Origin of the sequence: Liquorilactobacillus mali (assembly GCF_001437155.1) — a bacterium.
Classification (GTDB): domain Bacteria; phylum Bacillota; class Bacilli; order Lactobacillales; family Lactobacillaceae; genus Liquorilactobacillus; species Liquorilactobacillus mali_A.
Genome location: NZ_JQAR01000024.1, coordinates 15,147 through 35,238, shown reverse-complemented (window position 1 = coordinate 35,238; position 20,092 = coordinate 15,147). Strand labels below are relative to the sequence as shown.

At 36.6% G+C, this 20,092-nt stretch carries 22 protein-coding genes; 15 read left to right on the top strand and 7 right to left on the bottom strand.

What is annotated here, in order from left to right; translation table 11 throughout:
• Positions 1-195 precede the first annotated feature (195 nt).
• The gene (tnpA, locus tag IV36_RS09385; RefSeq protein WP_056991975.1) at positions 196-636 is read left to right on the top strand and encodes an IS200/IS605 family transposase; all 441 of its coding nucleotides are present in this window, start codon (positions 196-198) and stop codon (positions 634-636) included.
• 260 nt (positions 637-896) lie between these two features.
• Here the strand turns inward: tnpA and IV36_RS09375 are convergent, their stop codons facing one another.
• Genes IV36_RS09375 through IV36_RS09360 form a run of 4 tightly spaced genes read right to left on the bottom strand, consistent with a single transcriptional unit; the run spans position 897 to position 5,098 of the window.
• On the bottom strand, positions 897-2,246 hold the full coding sequence (locus IV36_RS09375) for an ABC transporter substrate-binding protein (protein WP_056991972.1): 1,350 nt from the start codon (positions 2,244-2,246) through the stop codon (positions 897-899).
• Positions 2,243-3,073 (bottom strand): carbohydrate ABC transporter permease, encoded by an 831-nt coding sequence (locus tag IV36_RS09370; protein WP_056991971.1) that lies wholly within the window; start codon positions 3,071-3,073, stop codon positions 2,243-2,245. Before IV36_RS09370 ends, IV36_RS09375 begins: the two co-directional genes overlap by 4 nt.
• A complete protein-coding gene (locus tag IV36_RS09365; RefSeq protein ID WP_056991969.1) occupies positions 3,073-4,023 on the bottom strand; it encodes a carbohydrate ABC transporter permease in 951 nt (316 codons plus the stop codon). Before IV36_RS09365 ends, IV36_RS09370 begins: the two co-directional genes overlap by 1 nt.
• The gene (locus IV36_RS09360) at positions 3,980-5,098 is read right to left on the bottom strand and encodes an ABC transporter ATP-binding protein (protein WP_056991967.1); all 1,119 of its coding nucleotides are present in this window, start codon (positions 5,096-5,098) and stop codon (positions 3,980-3,982) included. Before IV36_RS09360 ends, IV36_RS09365 begins: the two co-directional genes overlap by 44 nt.
• 801 nt (positions 5,099-5,899) lie before the next feature.
• Here IV36_RS09360 and dhaK point away from each other — a divergent pair.
• From dhaK to IV36_RS09295, 14 genes are all read left to right on the top strand, one after another.
• Positions 5,900-6,895 carry a dihydroxyacetone kinase subunit DhaK gene (gene dhaK, locus IV36_RS09355; RefSeq protein WP_056991965.1) on the top strand — a complete coding sequence of 332 codons (996 nt, stop codon included), beginning with the start codon at positions 5,900-5,902 and terminating at the stop codon, positions 6,893-6,895.
• A gap of 13 nt (positions 6,896-6,908) precedes the next feature.
• Complete coding sequence (gene dhaL / locus IV36_RS09350; protein ID WP_056991963.1) at positions 6,909-7,493, top strand: dihydroxyacetone kinase subunit DhaL; 585 nt, start codon at positions 6,909-6,911, stop codon at positions 7,491-7,493.
• Positions 7,490-7,864: a dihydroxyacetone kinase phosphoryl donor subunit DhaM gene (gene dhaM, locus IV36_RS09345; protein WP_056991961.1), complete on the top strand. Its 375-nt coding sequence runs from the start codon at positions 7,490-7,492 to the stop codon at positions 7,862-7,864. Before dhaL ends, dhaM begins: the two co-directional genes overlap by 4 nt.
• Positions 7,865-7,876: 12 nt before the next feature.
• A complete protein-coding gene (locus IV36_RS09340; protein ID WP_056991959.1) occupies positions 7,877-8,581 on the top strand; it encodes an MIP/aquaporin family protein in 705 nt (234 codons plus the stop codon).
• 264 nt (positions 8,582-8,845) lie between these two features.
• A complete protein-coding gene (locus IV36_RS12445; RefSeq protein WP_235810299.1) occupies positions 8,846-9,007 on the top strand; it encodes a hypothetical protein in 162 nt (53 codons plus the stop codon).
• A 44-nt stretch (positions 9,008-9,051) separates the two neighbouring features.
• A complete protein-coding gene (locus IV36_RS09335) occupies positions 9,052-10,131 on the top strand; it encodes an ABC transporter substrate-binding protein (protein ID WP_235810297.1) in 1,080 nt (359 codons plus the stop codon).
• Positions 10,115-11,005: a carbohydrate ABC transporter permease gene (locus tag IV36_RS09330; RefSeq protein WP_004563402.1), complete on the top strand. Its 891-nt coding sequence runs from the start codon at positions 10,115-10,117 to the stop codon at positions 11,003-11,005. Before IV36_RS09335 ends, IV36_RS09330 begins: the two co-directional genes overlap by 17 nt.
• Positions 10,998-11,816 (top strand): carbohydrate ABC transporter permease, encoded by an 819-nt coding sequence (locus IV36_RS09325; RefSeq protein WP_056991957.1) that lies wholly within the window; start codon positions 10,998-11,000, stop codon positions 11,814-11,816. Before IV36_RS09330 ends, IV36_RS09325 begins: the two co-directional genes overlap by 8 nt.
• Before the next feature lie 11 nt (positions 11,817-11,827).
• The gene (locus IV36_RS09320) at positions 11,828-12,916 is read left to right on the top strand and encodes an ABC transporter ATP-binding protein (protein ID WP_056991955.1); all 1,089 of its coding nucleotides are present in this window, start codon (positions 11,828-11,830) and stop codon (positions 12,914-12,916) included.
• Positions 12,917-12,930: 14 nt separating this feature from the next.
• Complete coding sequence (locus tag IV36_RS09315; protein ID WP_056991953.1) at positions 12,931-13,779, top strand: metallophosphoesterase family protein; 849 nt, start codon at positions 12,931-12,933, stop codon at positions 13,777-13,779.
• A gap of 264 nt (positions 13,780-14,043) precedes the next feature.
• Positions 14,044-14,616, top strand: coding sequence for a uracil-DNA glycosylase family protein (locus IV36_RS09310; RefSeq protein ID WP_056991951.1), 573 nt, complete (start codon positions 14,044-14,046; stop codon positions 14,614-14,616).
• 30 nt (positions 14,617-14,646) lie between these two features.
• On the top strand, positions 14,647-15,657 hold the full coding sequence (locus tag IV36_RS09305) for a YhdH/YhfP family quinone oxidoreductase (protein ID WP_056991949.1): 1,011 nt from the start codon (positions 14,647-14,649) through the stop codon (positions 15,655-15,657).
• 213 nt (positions 15,658-15,870) lie between these two features.
• A complete protein-coding gene (locus tag IV36_RS09300) occupies positions 15,871-17,445 on the top strand; it encodes an Nramp family divalent metal transporter (protein ID WP_056991945.1) in 1,575 nt (524 codons plus the stop codon).
• 39 nt (positions 17,446-17,484) lie between these two features.
• The gene (locus IV36_RS09295; protein ID WP_034541876.1) at positions 17,485-17,913 is read left to right on the top strand and encodes a universal stress protein; all 429 of its coding nucleotides are present in this window, start codon (positions 17,485-17,487) and stop codon (positions 17,911-17,913) included.
• A gap of 251 nt (positions 17,914-18,164) precedes the next feature.
• Here the strand turns inward: IV36_RS09295 and IV36_RS09290 are convergent, their stop codons facing one another.
• The 3 genes from IV36_RS09290 to IV36_RS09280 form a co-directional block, all read right to left on the bottom strand.
• Entirely contained in the window at positions 18,165-18,506 is a 342-nt protein-coding gene (locus IV36_RS09290) for an ArsR/SmtB family transcription factor (RefSeq protein WP_056991943.1), read from the bottom strand.
• 109 nt (positions 18,507-18,615) lie between these two features.
• The gene (locus IV36_RS09285; RefSeq protein WP_056991979.1) at positions 18,616-19,278 is read right to left on the bottom strand and encodes a VIT1/CCC1 transporter family protein; all 663 of its coding nucleotides are present in this window, start codon (positions 19,276-19,278) and stop codon (positions 18,616-18,618) included.
• 90 nt (positions 19,279-19,368) lie between these two features.
• Positions 19,369-20,049 carry a VIT1/CCC1 transporter family protein gene (locus tag IV36_RS09280; RefSeq protein WP_056991941.1) on the bottom strand — a complete coding sequence of 227 codons (681 nt, stop codon included), beginning with the start codon at positions 20,047-20,049 and terminating at the stop codon, positions 19,369-19,371.
• Positions 20,050-20,092 lie beyond the last annotated feature (43 nt).

Genomic DNA, 20,092 nt, shown 5'->3' with positions numbered 1-20,092 from the left:
AAATTCGGTTTCTCGTCCTATTTGCTTATACAGAGGCTAGTTATGTCACAGCCTCGTCCTTTTTTTGTATTAGTTCGTTAAATAAACCACAAGTTTTACTTGTGGGGGTCAAAAGAGCTTTAGCGAGAAAAACTTCCTTTCGATATAATAGTTTTCGGCTACCAACCAAAACATATACGAAAGGAAGTTTTTGCATTGTCAAAAGATGATAATAGCTTAGCACATACGAGATGGAATTGTAAGTATCATATAGTATTCGCACCGAAATACCGAAGAAAGGTTATATATGGAAAACTTAGAAGGTTATGTGAGCTAAAAGAAGTGGAGATAATCGAAGCCCATGCAATGCCAGATCATATTCATATGCTTGTAAAAATACTACCAAAAATAAGTGTTTCAAGCTTCATGGGATATTTGAAAGGAAGAAGTGCAGTAATTATCCATGAACGTCATGCAAATTTGAAATACAATTATGGAAATAGGAGTTTTTGGGCAAGAGGATACTTCGCAAGTACAGTTGGACTAAATCAAAAAACAATAGAAAAATATATTCGAGAACAAGAATCAGAAGATCAACTGCGGGATACAATTAGTAAAAGAGAATACATTGATCCATTCAAACAAAAAAATAATTAAAGCTATAGCGATTGGTAGTTTTTTGTTGGGCTCCTTGAAGGGGCTTTTTGTGTGGGGTCGAGCCCTTCTAGGGCTAATAAAAAGCCACCAGCTATGCTGGTGGATAATTACTGGTAATGATTTGCAAATGATAACATGTGTATATTTTTCTAATTCTCGTACTTGATAAGATTTTATCTTTGAGTCTAGTTACAAGAATCTTCATAGAGAACCAATCAGATTTTAAGTGGCTAATAATTAGTTTTTGGCAAAGACTAACCTTACTTTTGGCTAACCTTATTCGCCAGATTATTAGAGGTTATATAGCTATTCATTGCTTTTTCAGCTTCAACGAGTGAATTTTTAATGTTGCTGCCGTTATAAATTTGTTCCATCGCAGTTTGAGTTAGTGTACGTTCTTGAATCAATCCCTGCATGAAAATTCCAGAGTTTGTATTATTTGGTTTTGTACGTCTCAACTGTTGCCCAGGAATTTTTGCTTCTGGTTGACTCTTATATAATTTCTTTAGTGCAGGTTCTTCTTGCGAATCCTCATTTAAAGCAAGATACCCAGTGGCAACTTGCCATGCAGCCTGATTTTTAGCAGTCATCAAAAACTTGATAAATTCCCACGAACCCTGTTGCACTTCACTGGATTTATCATTTGAAATCCAGAGTGAAGCACCTCCAATTGAAACACCATTAGACTTTTGTCCATCTGGGTGTGGATAATATGTGATACCTAGCTTGTCTTTCGTACCTGCTGTTAATTGACTAATATCAGCAGAAGATTGCAGGAACATTCCAAGTTTGCCTGAAAGAAATGCGGCCATTTCGTTGGCCGAGGCACTTGAACCGGCACCAAAGTTCATGAATGCACCACCTTTAATATTCTCTTGCAGCCATTTCATCGTTTTCGTTGCGACTGTTCCTGAAAAATTAACGGAAGTTGGGACTCCTGAATGGCCATCATTGTTATTAGCCAGCGACTCACCACCGTTAGCTAAAAACTGTTCAAAAAGCCAACCATAAATTTCAACACTCAGTCCCTTAACTTTTTTGCCAGACTTCTGATAAAGCTCGGTGGCTACTCTAGTAATGTCACTGTAACTTGGGTCGACTGGGGGAGGAGTTATCCCATATTTTTTCAAAAGCGTTGCGTTATAGTATAGGACTGGTTGTGAAGTATTGAAGGGCATTGAGAGTTGTGTACCATTTTTGGAATAAAATGCGCGGGCTACAGCTGAAATCTTACTCATATCATACCCCTCCTTATCAATAAATTTCTGGACTGGAGTAGTATAACCAGAATTATAAATCTGGCTCGTTGAAACATCCATTGATTGAAATACTGCTGGAGAGGCATCAGTTCCATGGGTATTCAATATTTTTTGCACGGCCTCGTTATAATTTCCTTCAAATTGTGGAACGACCACATACTTGTTTTGTGAGTTGTTGAATTCTTTAACAAATTTATTTAGTTGTACTTGTCCAGGCCCAGTCATTTCATGCCAGAAAACAATTTTAATGCGTGAGTCAGCTTTTGCACTGCTTTTTTGCAAAAAAGCAAAACCAATTATTGCAAGGAAGATAATAATTAAAACAGTAAACATTGTTTTTTTTCTTTTCATTTGATAGCACCTTCATTAAGTCCGGATTTGAAATAATGCTGGCCAAAGAATAAAGCGATTAGAGTAGGGATTATGATGATTGCTGCACTTGCTTGAATCATTCCCCAGTTGTTGAATGTTTCCTGTGACTGTAATTGTCTAAGCCCATCTTGAACAGGTCGAAAATTGTCGCTGAAGGTAGTGAGCATTGGCCATAAATATTGGTTCCAGCTTGAAAGAAAGCTGTATGCTGCCAGTGTATAAACGCTGATTCTTGAGTAGGGCATTACAACCTTATAGTAGTATTGCCAGTGTGATAGCCCTTCTATATCCCCAGCTTCTTTCAATTCTGCTGGAATTTGTAGGAAGGCCTGACGCAGCATAAAAGTACCAAAAGCAGAAGTTAGGAACGGAATGATCATGACGGCATAATGGTTGAGTAAACCTAGATCACGAACCGTTGTGAAATTTGGAATTACTTCAGCTTCAAAGGGTAGCATCATTGTTGCGAGGAATACGTAGAATAACATATCGCGTCCTTTGAACTTCAGAAATACAAAGGAATAAGCACTCATTGAGCAGAAAATGATTTGAGCGAACATTGTTAACAAAGAAATCAGGAGACTATTGAAGAGATAGCGAATAATAGGTGTCTGGGTTATCGCAGTAACGTAGTTGTCTAATGAAATATGGCTGCTCCAAAGAGCTCCCTTAGAGATGTCCGCGGTTGGTAGTAGACTGGTCCAGAATCCTAACAAAAAAGGAATGATGATAAAAATTGTTAGGATGACTAGTAATGAGTAATGAAACACACGTTGAATTTTTTCTCTTTTTTTATATTGTGTCATTAGTAAGTCACTCGCTTTTCAAGAACTTTGAATTGAATGAATGTGAAAATTGCAATAATGATTGCCAGAATTACAGATTCAGTGCTGGCTAGACCATAATTGCCGTTTAAAAAGGCATCTTGGTATATCCGATATACAAGCAGATTTGTAGCATTATTTGGTCCACCAGCAGTCATCAAGTCAATTAAACCAAAACTTTTGAATGATTCAATTAATGTGATGATTGAAACAAAGAAGATAGTTGGTGAAATCATTGGCAACGTAATATGAAAGAATTGATAAGACTTAGAAACACCTTCTATTTGTGCGGCTTCATAAAGTGTATAAGGTACAGACTGGAGTGCCCCAAAGAATATCAGGAAGGTAAAACCAAGATTCATCCATACTGTTGAAATTACGACAGCGGTCATCGCCCAACCAGGTTCAGTCAACCAATTAATAGGGGTCAGATTGAGTGCAGTGAACAATTGGCTTAATAAACCAACAGATGGATTGAAGATAAATAACCAAAAAATTGCAGCAACTGATACGGAAACACCCATTGTTGCTGAGAAGACGGTTCTGAAGAAGTTAATACCAGCTATTTTTTTTGTGGCTGTCTGAGCCAAAATAAGACCGATTGCAATTGTGAAGATCGAGACTGCAATAACGTAGATAAGTGTTGCAATCAAACTGTTGATATAAGAACTTGAAGAAAGTAATGAGAAGTAATTTTTTAGTCCAATGAAGACTGTTGGTTTCCCAAGGTTGTTTGTTAAAAAAAGACTTAGGTAAATAGTGCGCAACATCGGATAAAACACAAAAATAGCTAAAATTAAAAGTGAGGGGCCTAAAAATAACACTGCATAACGCTTATCCTTCGCGTAAGGATTGTATCCCAGCGAAAGATCTACACTTTTCTTTTTTTTAGATACTATATTGAAGTTGGGGTTCTTTGCTTGAGTTTCCATCTGTATACCCTCCATTCGTATTCAAAAGCTTTTGACCATCTTCACTAAAAACGTAATGGCTTCCTGTGACACTTACGGAGATTCGTTCATCCACCGATAAATTACGTTTACTGCTTGTCTCAATCCGAATTTCCTGTGAATTATCTAATTGCGCATGCACAATTGAGTGTGTTCCCAAATATTCAATATTGGTTACCACCGCATTCGTTTCATTGCTTTCTAGATCAATTGAGAGTGCGTTTGGTCGTACACCAATCAAATAATTTCCGGCCTTTAGACTTTTGATTATAGAAAACTTCAAACTAATTTCTATAGCAGAAAGTTGGTTATTTTCCTTTAAAGTTATAGGAATCAGATTCATTTGTGGGGTACCAAAGAAACTCGCAACGAAAGTATTTGATGGGGTGTCATAAATATTTGAGGCTGAATCGATCTGTTGAGTTTGGGCATCATTAAGTACCATAATTCTATCAGCCATTGTCATCGCCTCAACTTGATCATGGGTGACATAAATGAGTGTAAGGCCAAGTTTTTGCTGTAATTCACGAATTTCAGAACGCATTTTATTGCGCAATTGCGCATCTAAATTTGAGAGCGGTTCATCCATGAGACAGATTTTGGCATCACTGGCAATCGCACGGGCGAGTGCTACACGCTGTCTTTGTCCACCCGAGAGTTCGCCAGGTTTACGGTCAATAAAATCGGTTAAATTGACTAATTCAAGAGCATGATTAACACGAGTATTTATTTCAGAGTTCGCCATCTTGCGCGCCTTTAGGCCAAAAGCCACGTTATCCTTAACATTTAGAAAAGGAAAAAGCGCATAATTTTGAAAAACCATGGTCAATGCTCGTTCCTGTGGAGGAAGGTTGGTAACATCTTTACCATCGATTTTTAACTGCCCATTTGAAATGGGAATTAATCCTGCAATCATACGTAAAAGCGTACTTTTACCACAGCCTGACGGACCTACAATAGCGAAGAATTCCCCCGTTTCAATTTTGACGGAAATATCTGAAAGTATAAAGTCTGAACCATTATATGTTTTTGAAATATTAATTAATTCAATAGACATTGCCTTACTCCTTAGTATTTTTGATTTGAAACAACTCAAGTGTAGTTGTCGCTTGTAAAAGAATTATGTGATAAATGTAATTCTTTTGTATTTTATAGAAGTTTAAACAGAAATTAGTTAAAGAAGACAGGCATGAACAAGATTCGGTGATTCTTGTATGATGCAAAAAAAGCTGGGTCAACAATTGAATTTTGACCTAGCTCTTCTAGTTGTTACGTATGGCTGTGTTCTAAGAGTTATATTTAAAATTTGCAGATCCTTAGATAGAAATGTGAAGCCGACAATTATACACGATCATCAATTGAACATGAATCTCCTTTTTCTTCGGCAAAGTGGGCAATACGATGTGTATTAAAAGTATTAACGACTCTGATATTATCCATGTGATAGTCAAGCCCAGAATATTTTGTCAATTTGGGTAAGCGGCTATTCAGTTCATGGGCTTGTTTTAACGATATGATACCTTTTTTGGTAAACTCTTCAATTACAAGAACTGCGGGATTGGATCCAATTCAAAACTATGATGGACAATAGCAACTTCCCTTTCAAACTTTTTTATTGCTTTCTCAAAATTATGCTTTCTGATGTAGCAAAAAGGCACACAATGTCTGTCCAAATCTCAATTTTAATAAATAATTGCTTTTTTTATAATTTCCTGTTTTGTCGATCTGTTATTTTTAGTAAGCCTTTTCACTATAATTTTTATAATTTTTATGGTAAAAATGAAGGTGTAAGAGTTGTAGCAATGTTTTTTTGTAAGCGCATTAATTACATGAAACTATCTTGAAGGGAAGTAATTGGATGAAAAAGATAATTAATAGTCCTGGAGATGTCGTCCCGGAAATGATCGATGGATTGGTTCGGGCATATCCACAATATGTAGAGCGAATACCTGAAACTGAGGCCGTTGTGAGAAGCAATAAATCTTCAATGGATGGAAAAGTTGGAATCGTGAGTGGAGGCGGGAGTGGACATGAACCTGCTCATCCTGGCTTTGTAGGCAAGGGAATGCTAAGTGCAGCTGTTGCAGGTCAAGTATTTACCTCACCGACACCGGATCAAATCTATGAGGCAATCAAGGCTGTAAATACTGGTAAAGGAGTTTTTTTAGTTATTAAAAATTATTCTGGGGATGTTATGAATTTCGATATGGCGAGTGACATGGCGGAATTAGATGATATTCCTGTTAAATCAATAATAGTTGATGATGATATTGCGGTTGAGAATAGCTTGTATACACAGGGAAGACGCGGAGTCGCTGGGACGGTACTTATGCATAAACTAGTTGGTGCTGCAGCAGATCAGGGGGCTTCCCTAGAAGAAATTGAAAAATTAGCAAATAAGGCATTACCGCATATTGGTACGATTGCAGTTGCTTTATCAGCGGCTACCGTACCTGAGGTAGGGAAACCTGGATTCGAGCTTGCCGATGATGAGATCGAGTATGGGGTCGGAATTCACAGTGAACCAGGCTATCGACGAGAAAAGATTAAGACCTCCCATGAACTTGCTGGAGAACTAGTTTCTAAAATCGATAGTGAACTAAAGTTAGATGCAACTCACAGGTATGCTATTTTGGTTAATGGTATGGGTGCTACTCCGTTAATGGAACAATATGTGTTTAGCCATGACTTGTTAGATGAACTTGCTACAAGGAAGATTAAACCCGCTTTTATGAAGGTTGGAAATTATATGACTTCAATTGACATGGCTGGCATATCTTTAACAATTTTTGATTTGATTGATGAAAAATGGCTGGATTATTTGAATTACCCAGTTGAAACAATTGCATGGTAGAAGGAGAGAAAAAATGATAACAGCTGAGATAGTAGACAAATGGATGAAGTTATTTTACTCAAAAATTAGTGAACAGAAAGCATATTTAAGCGAGCTTGATACTCCAATAGGCGATGGAGATCATGGCAATAACATGATGAGGGGGATGCAGGGAGTTGAAGATAGTCTGGATAAGCTTTCCGACCCAGACTTAAAGACAATTCTAAAGACTGTTGCGATGGCCTTGATTAGTAAAGTTGGTGGGGCTGCGGGTCCGTTATATGGGACAGCATTCCTAGAAATGGCTAAAAATTGTGAAAAAACACAAGCACCAGCAGAGTTATTTAAACTGGCATTAGAGGGAATCAAGAAACGTGGTGGTGCGACAACCGGTGATAAGACAATGGTTGATGTATGGGCACCAGTTGTTACTTCACTAGAAACTGATAGCTTATCAGTTGAAAAAATCAAAGAAGCGGCTGATGGGACTAAAGATCTGGTGGCTAAAAAAGGAAGAGCTTCATATTTAGGCGAACGTTCGGTTGGCCATTTGGATCCAGGAGCTGTTTCAAGCCAGTATTTATTTGAATGTTTCATCGAAGCAGGAGGTATTAGATGACAAAGAAAATTGGAATAGTAATTGTTTCACATGTTCCAGAAGTAGCCAAGGGAATTCCTGAGTTATTGGAACAGGTTGCAGCTGATGTATCAATTACATCTGCTGGAGGAACTGATGATAATGAAATAGGTACAAGTGCAGGTAAAATTATGGATGCTTTTGAGCGTAATAAGGCACAGGAATTGCTAGCCTTTTATGATTTAGGTAGTTCTAAGATGAATTTGGAACTAGCTGTGGAAATGTCCGACAAGAAGGTTAATATCTATGATGTTGCTTTGGTTGAGGGTGCATATACAGCAGCAACTTTATTAGAAGCAGACGTCGCACTTGCAGACGTTGAAGAGCAATTAGCACCATTAAAAATTAAGTAAGGGGGAAAAATAATGAGTGGTTTTTTAGGGGAATTATTTGGAACAGCCGTTTTAATTGTTTTTGGTGTCGGATGTGGAGCGGGGGTAAATTTAAAAAAGTCGTATGCAAATGGGCAAGATTGGTGGTACATCTCGATTGCATGGGGGTTAGCAGTAGCTTTTGGGGTGTATGTTGCCGGAATGTTCGGCTCATTAGGTCATCTTAATCCAGCAGTAACGATTGGGTTCGCAGTATTTGGATTTTTCCCTTGGAACGAAGTCCTGCCGTATTTATTAGGCCAATTTATAGGTGCCTTCGTAGGAGCAGCCATTATTATATTGCAATATTACCCTCACTTCAAAGATTCTAAGACAGTTGAAGAAGGGAACACTGTTGGTATTTTTGCCACTGCACCCGCAATTAATAGTCCAGTTTTCAACTTTTTAAGTGAAGTTATCGCAACATTTATCTTCATTTTTACTTTATTAAATCTAGGCAACTTTACTCAAGGCCTCAAGCCTTTAATAGTAGGGTTACTAATTACTGTCGTCGGTCAGGCACTAGGTGGGACAACTGGTTTTGCCCTTAATCCTGCACGTGATTGGGGTCCAAGATTGGCATATACTATTTTACCAGTACCGAACAAAACAAACCCTAATTGGGCATATGCATGGGTTCCGATGGTTGGGCCAATCTTAGGTGGAATTTTAGCGGCTGGATTAGTATCAATGGTTTAATGAATGGTTTTTATTCAGAAATATAATTAATTTAGAAGGTGGCTCTCATTTGAGGGCTTTTTTATTTGTCTGCTAAAAAGGCTGTTAAATTATAAATAATTTAGATGTCATTACACTTAATTGACGCTAATTTAATATCAATAGTGAATTGTAAATACGAATTCGTAAGTACTTTACTTATTTTTTACATTAGCATTACCTTTTTCAAACAGAAAGAATACAAACCAGGATTATCATTGACTAGTAAAGAAGGGAGAGATTTACTTGAAGTTTTTAACTTTGTTCAAGAGAACGGTTGGAATATTAGTTTTAATGATGGTGGCAGTATTATTTGCTGGTTGTTCAAGTGGGAAAGCAGCCTCAAAAAAGGTTGTACATATTTCCTATTGGCATGTTAATGCACAGACCCAGGGGGGGCTTCCGTAGATGCGCTTGTAAAGAAGTTTAATAAAACGCATAAATACATAAAGGTGACAGCAAAATATAATCCCAATATGTATCAGGGACTAATGCAGAATTTACAATCTGCACAAGCATCAGGTAAAGTGCCGGATGTTGTTCAAGTCGGTTGGGCATATATGAATTATTTTGCTGATAATTTTAAGTATTTAACACCTACTGATGCGCAGAGCAAGTTTGATAGCAGTAAAACCTTTATTAGCAAGAATTTTACCACTCGGACTTTGTCTTTTGCTAAAGATAGCAATGGAAAATTGGTTGGATTGCCTTATTCATTAAGTACACCAATTTTGTATTACAACAAAACAATGCTTGATAAATATGGTATAAAGGCCAGCAGCCTTTCAACTTGGGAGGGTGTCAGTGCTGCAGCTAAGAAAATTAAAGAAGCAAGCGGAAACTATGGTCTTTACATTCAAGAACCCGCGGATACATGGGCTCAACAGGCTTTACAGTTAAGTAACGGAGCAAAAATCAAAAAGAATGGGAAAGCAGTTTTTGCTAGTGCTGCAGGCGTAAAGGCCTATCAATTCTATCAAGACATGGTCGTTAAGGATAAGACAGCATTGCACACTCCTTGGGCACAGGGCGTTGATGATTTTGTAAATGGTAAAGTTGCAATTGCGTACACTACTGTTGCACAGGCATCTCACATTAAACAAAGTGCTAATTTTGATGTAGAGGCAATTACCTCACCTCACTTTAAGGGACATAAGGCAACTGTTCCAGTTGGAGGATCGATGCTTGCTATTACTGCACAAAGTACGGAAAAGCAAAAGGCTGCTTGGACTTTTGAAAAATATCTGTATAAGAATAGTTCTTTGGTAACTTGGAGTAAGGGAACAGGGTATCTTCCACCTACTCAAAGTGCATTAAGTTCAAAAGCATTCAAAAGTTATTTAAGTGAAAATCCAATGTTGAAACCAGCCGCTAGTCAAATCAAGACGGCAGTTTCATGGACATCATTTCCTAAGAATGGGTTACAGGCAGAACAAGCAATGATTGATGCACGTGACAAAATTTTGTCTGGCAGCAATGTGCAAGAAACATTGAAAAGCACACAGGAGAAGATCAATGAACAACAGAAATAAAAAAAATAAGGTTTTAACAATTGCTTATCTTTTTCCAACAGCGCTCATACTGTTGGTTTTTATTATTGCTCCGATAATATATACGTTCTATCTCAGTTTCTTTAATTGGAACTTAATTGCACCAACAAAAGATTTTGTAGGGTTAGAAAATTATCTCAGTATTTTTACAGACCCTGTTAATCGGAAAATTATTTTAAATACAGTATTCTATATTCTATTATTGCTTGTCTTAAATTTTTTAGTTCCATATTTCATTTCAATAATAGTTAAATTTTTCATTAGTAAAATGCAAACTGCCTATAAAATAATCTTTTTTATTCCTAGTTTATTTTCATTGGTAGTAGGAGCAATGCTCTTTTCTTGGATTATGAATCCAGTCTCAGGACCAGTTGCTTTTTTCATGAGAAATTTGGGTCTCACTTTACCTAACTGGACTAATTCAGGAGCAATGGCAGTCGTAGTAATTTGTTTGATAACTAATTGGAAAGTCTTTGGCTACAATTTTGTCCTATTACTGACAGGCCTCGGGAGTGTACCACAAAACATTATTGATGCAACTAAGATGGATAGTATTCCCAAATGGAGAATGATTTGGGACATTGTTTTTCCATTGAATAAGAGTATTGCCTTCTATGTGTTAATTCTGACAATTGTTCAGGGACTACAATATGTTTTTACACCAATCAGTGTTATTACTCAAGGAGGACCATACTATGGATCATCAAATGCTCTGTATCATACTTATTTGAATGCTTTCGTTCTCTACAAAACAGGGAATGCATCAGCATTAGCTATAGTTACATTTGTTATCTTTCTGGTACTTCTTTATTTGGAGATAAAATTTGTTGAAGGGAGAACGAGCAGATATGAATAAACTCAAAGAGAGTGGTTGGCATTTTCTATTGATAGTAATCTGTTTAGTTTTATTGCTACCAGTTCTTTTCATGATTTCTAATTCTTTTAAGACATTACAAGATTCTTATCATTCTATGTTGCAGATTATTCCGGCACATCCAACTCTCAACAACTATTTAACTTTGGATAAACAAATCAGTCTTTTAAGAATAATTTGGAATACATTTTTTATGGCAACAATTGTAACAATTGGGAAAATTGTCACTGGTTTGTTATCAGCATATGCATTTAAATATTTTTCATTCAAAGGGAAAAAGCTAATCTATTTTGCTTTTATCTCTACGATTTTTGTCCCATTTACAGTAGTAATGATTCCAAACTTTTTAGTAATTTCTAAACTTAATTTATTGAATACTGCTCTGGGTGTAGCATTGCCACAACTTTGTGATGCAACAGGTATTATGCTCTTCCTTAAAGCAATGGATAAAATTCCGAATAGTTTGATAGAGTCTGTGAGGATTGATGATATTCCGGCATACAAGATTTTGAAGGACATTGTGGTTCCTATTTTACGGCCGAATATTATTAGTATCGGAGCAATTTTCTTTATTAATTCGTGGAATGAGTATGTTTGGCCAACATTAATTTTGAAAGACAAGAATAGTTTTACACTGCCATTAGCGCTACAAAACTATATTTCTAGTGAAGGTGGGACTAACTTTCCTCTAGCTATGGCATTGTCAACTATTATGATTATTGTGCCATTGCTGATTTATTTGATTTTTCAACGTTACATTTTAAATAGTATCAGCAGTTCAGGACTAAAATAAGGTGGTTAATTATGAGTGATAAGGTAGTTTTAGAATTAAAGGATGTTACAAAAAATTACAAAAAAACTAATATAATACGTAAAATGAATTTGCAGGTTAAAGAAGGGGAATTTCTAGTAATGCTAGGTCCATCAGGCTGTGGTAAGTCAACCACTTTGCGGATGATTGCAGGACTAGAAGTTCCGAGCACTGGAGAAATTCTGATTGACGGTCGAAATTCACAAAAAATTTCAAGCCTTGAGCGCAATATTGCGATGGTTTTTCAAGATTATGCATTGTATCCCAACATGACAGTCTATCAAAATTTAGAATATTCATTAAAAGTACACAAAGTAAAGAAAGAAGAGCGGCAGAAAAGACTGGAAGAAATTCTTGAAACCCTTAATTTAACAGCATATCGTGATCGCTTGCCTGGTCAGCTTTCTGGAGGACAAAAACAGCGAGTGGCACTCGGAAGAGGGATGGTTAAGCATAGCAAGATATTTCTTTTGGATGAACCTCTTTCAAATATTGATGTACAGTTACGTGAAAAGGCACGTGATGAAATTCAGGCATTGCATGAAAAAAATCATCAGACAATTGTTTATGTAACACATGATCAGTTAGAGGCAATGGCCTTAGGAGATAGGATTGCAATTATCAATGATGGGATTATTCAAATGATAGACACACCTGATAACATTTACAATCACCCGACAAATCTTTTTGTGGCACAATTTATTGGTACTCCGAGAATTAATACACTAGAAGTTACCTATGATCAAGGAAAGTTGCTTTTCAATGAAGAAGTTATACTTTCGAATACAGAACGGTTGAAAAATTTGAAATTAACAAGCAATCAACTTTGGTTAGGAATTAGACCAGAACACGTAATTGTAAAAAAAGAACGGACAGATTTATTGGATTTACCTGCACAGGTTGAAACGATTGTTGATTATGGGCGTTATCAGCAGTTGACGCTGAATATCAAAGAAAATCAGTCCATCAAAACAATCATCACCAATAATGTTTTTGTCAGTGGTGATAAAGTCTATTTTTCGTTTGTTGCAGAGAAAATTTTATTATTTGATTATGAGAGTAAAAAGAATCTCGAAAACTGAAGAGGGAGTTTAAAATGAATGATATAACAATTATCCAAATTTCAGATATACACTTGAGTCCAGCTGGTGACCAACCGTCTTTCAACCAGCAATTGGATCCATATGTTAAATTAAACATGGTGTTTGATGATATAAAAAAAATAGCTGTGAAACCTGAATTTATTGTTTTAACTGGGGATCTTATTCATGAAGGAGTAGCAAGTGATTATGTCCATCTGAAAGAAATTCTAGCAGAAAAAGAACAACAGCTTGGAATTCCTATTCAAGTTATCTTAGGTAATCATGATAGAACCGAGGCTTTTTATGAGGGCTTTTTGCGAGAGAAACCACAAGATAAGTATTATTATAAGAAGACTTTTTCTGGTGTAGATAGTTATTTTCTAGATACTACATTTGGAAATATAGAACAAGGATATCTCGATGAGAAACAACTGAAGTGGCTAAAAGAAAGTTTGCTTCAAAGCCAGGAAAGACCTGCATTGATCTTTATGCATCATCCGATAGCTGGTGCATCATTACATTACATGCGTTTTAGCGTTTTACAAAATGGTGATGACTTATTGGAAGTCTGCAGTAACGGGAATGTTAAGGGAATATTTGCAGGTCATATTCACTTTGCAACAACTTACACGACGGATAACATACTAAATGGTGTTGCAGAGTCGACAGCTTATCATATTGATTGTCGTAATCATAAAATACATTATGTTAGTGATGCAGTTGGGTATAATATTATTACCCTTTCTGCAGCATGTGAAGTTGGTATTGAAAATCAGCTTTTGCTTTGGAGTCCCAAAATTGTAAAGGAAATTCCAATTGGACAAACTGATTTTATAGACATGACAAAGTTAAAGAAAAACTGAAATACTGTCACGAATAGTTAAGTATTTTTTGGTAATGGTAATGGAGGTTTCTGAAATAGGATTATTTGGAACAAGTGGAGGGGTTAGGGCGAAAAATAAATTTTGACCTGGCCTTTTTGACTATATAAATTGATTCATATCAAAGAGTATCTAACTGTTATTTTAATGAGAAAAACAAAGTACAATAATGAGTTGTATCGTATAAGGTATTTTGCAATCTATTGTATAATTAAGATATAGAAATTGAGAGAGCGGGAAATACAAATGAGTATATATGATGATATTGTTCATGATGAGCAGAACAAGAGATATACTGCTGCGGGACTATATCCAATTTTTTCAGTACCACAATCGGCTAAGGTACTAATTATCGGTCAGGCACCAGGGAAAAAGGTTCAAGATACCGGCATCATGTGGAACGATGCTTCTGGAGATCGGCTACGTGAGTGGTTGGGAGTTGATAAGTCAATATTTTATGATTCCGGGGAAATTGCAGTTATCCCAATGGATTTTTATTATCCTGGAAAGGCTAAATCTGGTGATAAGCCACCAAGAAGGGGAATTGCAGAGAAATGGCATCCTAAATTACGAGCACAAATGCCGAATATTCAACTGACAATTCTGATAGGTGCTTACGCGCAGCGATATTATTTAAACCTAGCTCCCAAGACAACAATAACAAGTACGGTTCAAAACTTTGCAGAATATTTACCTGATTTTTTTCCTATTATCCATCCGTCGCCACGTAATAATATTTGGTTAAAGAAAAATCCTTGGTTCTTAATAGATGTTATTCCAAAATTACAAAAACAAATCGCAGAAATCATCCAAGTGTAGAGCAGAACTATCTCAGGGGGGATTTGAATAATGGTAGATAAGTTATTTAAAGCACTGATAGTTAATAAGAGTGAGGATATGCAAAAAGTGCAGTCGGAGCTGGAAAATATAACTCTTACTGATTTATCTGAGGGGGATGTAGTCGTAAAGATTGCGTATTCTTCGTTGAATTACAAGGATGTCTTGGCTTTTCAGGATAATTCAGGTGTAATTAGAAAGTATCCCATGATTCCGGGAGTGGATTTCTGTGGAACAGTTATTGAGACAAGCAATCCTCGATTCACTACAGGTGAAAAGGTGTTGTGCACTGGCTATGATGTAGGTGTCTCACACACCGGCGGTTTAGCCGAATATGCAAGGGTGCCTGCGGAATGGTTAATAAGATTAGGCAAAAATGTGCCACTAGAATATGTTATGGCACTCGGCACCGCTGGACTGACAGCCGCACTTTCGGTAAATGAAATAGTTTCATTTGGGGCCAAGAGAGATTCGGAAATACTTGTTACAGGTGTTACTGGCGGTGTGGGAAGTATTGTTGTTGCCATTTTAAAGAAGTTGAAAATGAGAAATATTTCAGTTCTTGTTAGAAATAAAGACCAGCGACATAATTATTGCAACGAATTTAAGAATGTATATTTACGTGATGATCTTAAAACCAAGAAACTTATTGCACATCAAAAATTTGATTATGTGGTGGATTGTGTCGGAGGAACTGTTTTGGAGGCTGTACTACCTTGGGTTGGTTACAAAGGGGTAGTTACAGTATGCGGGAATATCGCTGGTAATCAATTAAAGACTAATATGTTTCCCTTTATTTTACGCGGTATCCGATTAATGGGGATTGACTCAGTAAATATAAAACTTGAAGAAAAAGAAAAAATGTGGCAGCACTTATTAACGGATTGGAACATCAATGGTGCATTTTCAGTGAGAATTTTTCCTTTGGATAAAGTTAAATACGTGGTTGATAACTGGGCTGGGGTAAGAAATAAAAGTAGAATTGTAATTAGTATGCTGGATACCAAGAATATTGAAAAATAAGATAGTACGCTTATTTTGTTAAGTTATATGAACTTATTGCCGAGTTCTTATATATAAATCTGCATTTTTTATAATTTTAAGTAGACGTTGGTAGAAAAAGTCACCATTGAGAAATATTTTTTATGGTTAGCCTAAAAAAAAGTTCAAATTAAGCGAACTAGGGTGTATAATACACTTTGGTTCTACTTAATAATTGAAAGGTGGTAAGTTAATTTGAGCAATAACAATACTCATGGGAAAAAGCATAAATTAGTTGAATATGCTAATGGCCCCTCGCTCGAAGAAATAAATAGTACTGTTGAAGTACCAAAAGGTAAGGGGTTCATTAGGACATTGTTTGCATACTCTGGTCCTGGAGCATTAGTTGCTGTTGGATACATGGATCCGGGTAACTGGTCAACATCTATTACTGGTGGACAAAATTTTCAGTATTTATTAATTTCCGTTATCTTAATCTCAAGTTTGATCGCGATGTTACTGCAATACATGGCTGCCAAACTTGGAATTGTGAGCCAGATGGATTTGGCACAAGCAATTCGTGCACGTACAAGTAAGTCATTAGGGATTGTTTTATGGCTCTTAACAGAGTTAGCTATTATGGCAACTGATATAGCCGAAGTTATTGGTGCTGCGATTGCCTTATATCTTCTATTCCATATACCATTAGTTATAGCTGTATTTATTACTGTTTTTGATGTTTTGTTATTATTACTTTTGACTAAGATTGGTTTTAGAAAGATTGAAGCAATTGTTGTATGTTTGATTTTTGTTATTTTATTTGTTTTTGTTTATCAAGTAGCACTTTCAAACCCATCATGGGGTGATATTTTTAAAGGCTTTATACCAACAACAAAGACATTTGCTACTTCACCCAGCGTTGGTGGACAGACACCATTAACTGGAGCACTTGGCATTATTGGAGCAACTGTTATGCCACATAATCTATATCTGCATTCAGCTGTTTCACAAACAAGAAAAATTGATCATGAGAATAACGAAGAGATTGCACAAGCTGTTAGGTTTTCTGCATGGGATTCAAATATTCAATTATCTCTTGCTTTTATTGTTAATTCACTCCTTCTCATCATGGGTGTTGCCGTATTTAAGACGGGTGCTGTAAAGGATCCTTCATTCTTTGGACTTTTTCAAGCTCTTTCTGATACTTCAACTCTAAGTAATGGACTGTTGGCTGAGGTAGCTCGCTCAGGAGTTTTATCGGTTCTGTTTGCGGTTGCCCTGTTAGCTTCAGGTCAAAATTCAACAATTACGGGAACATTAACTGGACAGGTTATCATGGAAGGCTTTGTTCATTTAAGAATGCCATTATGGTTGCGTAGATTAGTTACACGTCTTATCTCAGTTGTTCCTGTTTTGATTTGTGTTATCTTGACAAGTGGTAAGAGTGAGATTGCTGAACATGAGGCCTTGAATACATTAATGAACAATTCGCAGGTCTTCCTTGCCTTTGCCTTACCATTCTCAATGTTACCGTTATTGATGTTAACCGATAGTAATGCCGAGATGGGTAAGAGATTTAAGAATACAACTTTGATTAAAGCTCTGGGATGGATCTCTGTATTAGGATTAACGTTTCTTAACATCATTGGTTTACCCGGACAAGTAAAAAATTTCTTTGGTGATAATGCTTCGGCAACCCAATTAACAATCGCCAATTGCATTGCATATGCATTGATTGCTGGAATATTAGTGTTGCTGTCATGGACGGTTTATGATCTCTACAAGGGAAATAAGGAATTTGCTGCAAAAGCAAATCTTGAGGGAGAATAACAAGATTGTTTGGTAATTGTCATGAAAGGTAGTGGCGAGATGAAAAAAATAGAAAAAATATTAGTTGGGGTTGATGACTCAGCAGATGCACTTTTAGCGTTTGACTATGCGATAGAAAGAGCAATTGCAGAAAAAGCAGAACTTATAATCACATCTGTACTTGAAAGTGATGAATTAAGTATTTTTCAAGCAATGGATAAAGATTTTATTCATGGTGAGAGATCCGCATTAGAAAAACATATTTTGGAATATCGTGATAAGGCACTTGACAGGGGGGTCAAGGATGTTAGAACGATTATTGCAGAAGGTGACGCGGGCGAATCAATTGTTAAGAAGGTTATTCCTAAGGCAAATCCTGATTTATTAATAATTGGTTCAGAATCGAAGAAGGGCATTAAGGGGCGTTTTGGTAGTCAAGCAGCATATATGGCTAAAAATGCACCAATATCAGTTTTAGTAGTCAGATAGAAATCGTAATTATTTGAGGGGAATTTAAAGACAGAGGGGCTAGGTCAAAGTTGAGCTTTGACCTAGCCCCTCTGTCTTTGTCTGGATAAATGTGTTTCATAAGTCAAGATTCTTTGTCTAGTTTCGAATTACTTATTGATGAGGTACTTGCTACGTTCACAAATGCATACTAGTGTCCAAATTTTACCGACTTATGTCATAACTTTTCTGATGTTTATACAGTAAAAATAACTTTTGAAGAAAGAAACAGTTTACTCACCATGCCTTTCCCCACGAATAACATGATCTGCATGTGCAAGTGTTTCATTAATTACATCAAGAATATGTGGGTCATCAAGCCGATAATAATTTGACTTACCCTTCCTAGTTGCAGTCACCAGCTGATACTTGCGCAGCACTGCCAGCTGGTGGGAGACGACAGGCTGTTCCATATTTAGTAATTCAACTAAATCGCTGACATTAAGAGACTGTTGTTCTAAAATCGTCAATAGTTGAAGCCGTATAGGGTTACCAAGTATTTTGAATATTTTTTGTGACTCCACGAGATGATCGGAATCAAGTAGCTGAATTTTTACTTTGTTTTCTGGCTTCATCTAACGCAGCTCCTCTTAGAATTTTATGATAATTAAGATATCTTCATTATATGATAAACTACGTTACTATGCCTAGGAAACGGAATAACTAAAAAATAAGCATGAAAGTCTATAGTAAAATCCCGATGCTATAGTGAATGATCATTGTCAAAATACCGACAAGAAGATTACGCATAATCGCAATTTTAACTAGACCATTGCCTAACTTGGCACTCAGGTATCCAGTTAAGGAGACTGAGACACAAACGGCAAGGATGGTTGCTGGCCATTGAAGAGCAGTTGGGCATAATGTCATTGCGGCTAATGGGAAAATTCCACCTGCTGTTGCTGAAAATAGTGATGAAAAAGCAGCTGCCCAAGGGTTCATATAATGGCCCAGCTTTAGGTTATATTTAATATCAACTAGTGTTTCAAGCGGCTTTTTAGCTATCAAATCTTCAGCAATCTCTGATGCAGTTGCAGATGTAACACCTTTTTCTTCGTAGAATAAGGCAATACGTCTTTTTTCGGTATCAAAATCGTTGCGTAGTAACAGTTTTTCCTTTGAAACTACAGACTTTTCAGTATCCTTTTGTGTACTTACTGATGCGTATTCACCAGCTGCCATTGAAAAAGCACATGCAATTAAATCAGCAAGGCCAGCAATAAAAATTGTAAATTGATTTGTTGTTGCAACTGCGACACTAAACAAAACTCCAACAACGGTTAGAATTCCATCATTTGATCCAAGAACTCCGGCACGCAGAGTGTTTAACTTTTCATCAATTGTCATCTTTGATTTACTGGTGCTCTTCTCAATATTCTTATTAAAATTCTTACTAATGCTCTTATTTTTTTTCAAAATATCTGGGCTCATCTAAAATCACCTTCCTATCAGGATACCAATGCCATATGTCACAAGCATTGTTAATATGCCAGAAACAGTATTACGCATAACGCTGTTTCTACGATTTGAATTTCCGAGAACAGCAGCAATAAATCCTGTAATGGCAAGTGCGATCACAACAGAGATAAAAGTTGCAAACACCTTTATTGACTCTGGCAATAATGTAATTGCTAATAAAGGCAAAATTGAACCTAAGGGAAAAGATATCATTGATGACAATGCTGCAGCATATGGACTCGTAAATTCATTAATATCAAAGCCAAAACGCTCACGGACAGATGTTAACAATGCATTTTTTTTCATCATTTCGGAAGCTGCTCTAGAAGCAAGTTCAGGCTGAATCCCCTTCGACATATATTTATTTTTGACATATGCTACTTCTCCACTATAGTTTAGCGAAAGTGCAGATTTTTGTTGAATAATTGCTTTTTTTTGTGCATCCTTCTGTGCATTTACGGATACATATTCACCCATAGCCATTGAGACAGTACCAGCCAGCATACCAGCGATACCAGCTAGGAAAATAGCATAGTTGTTGTCAGTTGCTCCGGCCACCCCAATAACAATACCAGCGACGGACAAAATACCATCATTGGCCCCCATAACAGCGGCCCGCATAACGTTAATTTTTTGTGCGAGACTCCTCTTCTTCTTCATTATTAATCCCTCCGACTAGTTTAGAATAATTCTAAACTAGTAA

Excerpts from the sequence above, each read along its gene's own strand:
- IV36_RS09315 (WP_056991953.1), top strand. The coding sequence starts at position 12,931 with ATGAATGATATAACAATTATCCAAATTTCAGATATACACTTGAGTCCA.
- IV36_RS09310 (WP_056991951.1), top strand. The coding sequence starts at position 14,044 with ATGAGTATATATGATGATATTGTTCATGATGAGCAGAACAAGAGATAT.
- IV36_RS09285 (WP_056991979.1), bottom strand. The coding sequence starts at position 19,278 with ATGACAATTGATGAAAAGTTAAACACTCTGCGTGCCGGAGTTCTTGGA.
- IV36_RS09320 (WP_056991955.1), top strand. The coding sequence starts at position 11,828 with ATGAGTGATAAGGTAGTTTTAGAATTAAAGGATGTTACAAAAAATTAC.
- dhaM (WP_056991961.1), top strand. The coding sequence starts at position 7,490 with ATGACAAAGAAAATTGGAATAGTAATTGTTTCACATGTTCCAGAAGTA.
- IV36_RS09295 (WP_034541876.1), top strand. The coding sequence starts at position 17,485 with ATGAAAAAAATAGAAAAAATATTAGTTGGGGTTGATGACTCAGCAGAT.
- IV36_RS09280 (WP_056991941.1), bottom strand. The coding sequence starts at position 20,049 with ATGAAGAAGAAGAGGAGTCTCGCACAAAAAATTAACGTTATGCGGGCC.
- dhaK (WP_056991965.1), top strand. The coding sequence starts at position 5,900 with ATGAAAAAGATAATTAATAGTCCTGGAGATGTCGTCCCGGAAATGATC.
- IV36_RS09305 (WP_056991949.1), top strand. The coding sequence starts at position 14,647 with ATGGTAGATAAGTTATTTAAAGCACTGATAGTTAATAAGAGTGAGGAT.
- IV36_RS09290 (WP_056991943.1), bottom strand. The coding sequence starts at position 18,506 with ATGAAGCCAGAAAACAAAGTAAAAATTCAGCTACTTGATTCCGATCAT.
- IV36_RS09365 (WP_056991969.1), bottom strand. The coding sequence starts at position 4,023 with ATGGAAACTCAAGCAAAGAACCCCAACTTCAATATAGTATCTAAAAAA.
- dhaL (WP_056991963.1), top strand. The coding sequence starts at position 6,909 with ATGATAACAGCTGAGATAGTAGACAAATGGATGAAGTTATTTTACTCA.
- IV36_RS09340 (WP_056991959.1), top strand. The coding sequence starts at position 7,877 with ATGAGTGGTTTTTTAGGGGAATTATTTGGAACAGCCGTTTTAATTGTT.
- IV36_RS09360 (WP_056991967.1), bottom strand. The coding sequence starts at position 5,098 with ATGTCTATTGAATTAATTAATATTTCAAAAACATATAATGGTTCAGAC.
- IV36_RS09330 (WP_004563402.1), top strand. The coding sequence starts at position 10,115 with ATGAACAACAGAAATAAAAAAAATAAGGTTTTAACAATTGCTTATCTT.
- IV36_RS09375 (WP_056991972.1), bottom strand. The coding sequence starts at position 2,246 with ATGAAAAGAAAAAAAACAATGTTTACTGTTTTAATTATTATCTTCCTT.
- IV36_RS09370 (WP_056991971.1), bottom strand. The coding sequence starts at position 3,073 with ATGACACAATATAAAAAAAGAGAAAAAATTCAACGTGTGTTTCATTAC.
- IV36_RS09325 (WP_056991957.1), top strand. The coding sequence starts at position 10,998 with ATGAATAAACTCAAAGAGAGTGGTTGGCATTTTCTATTGATAGTAATC.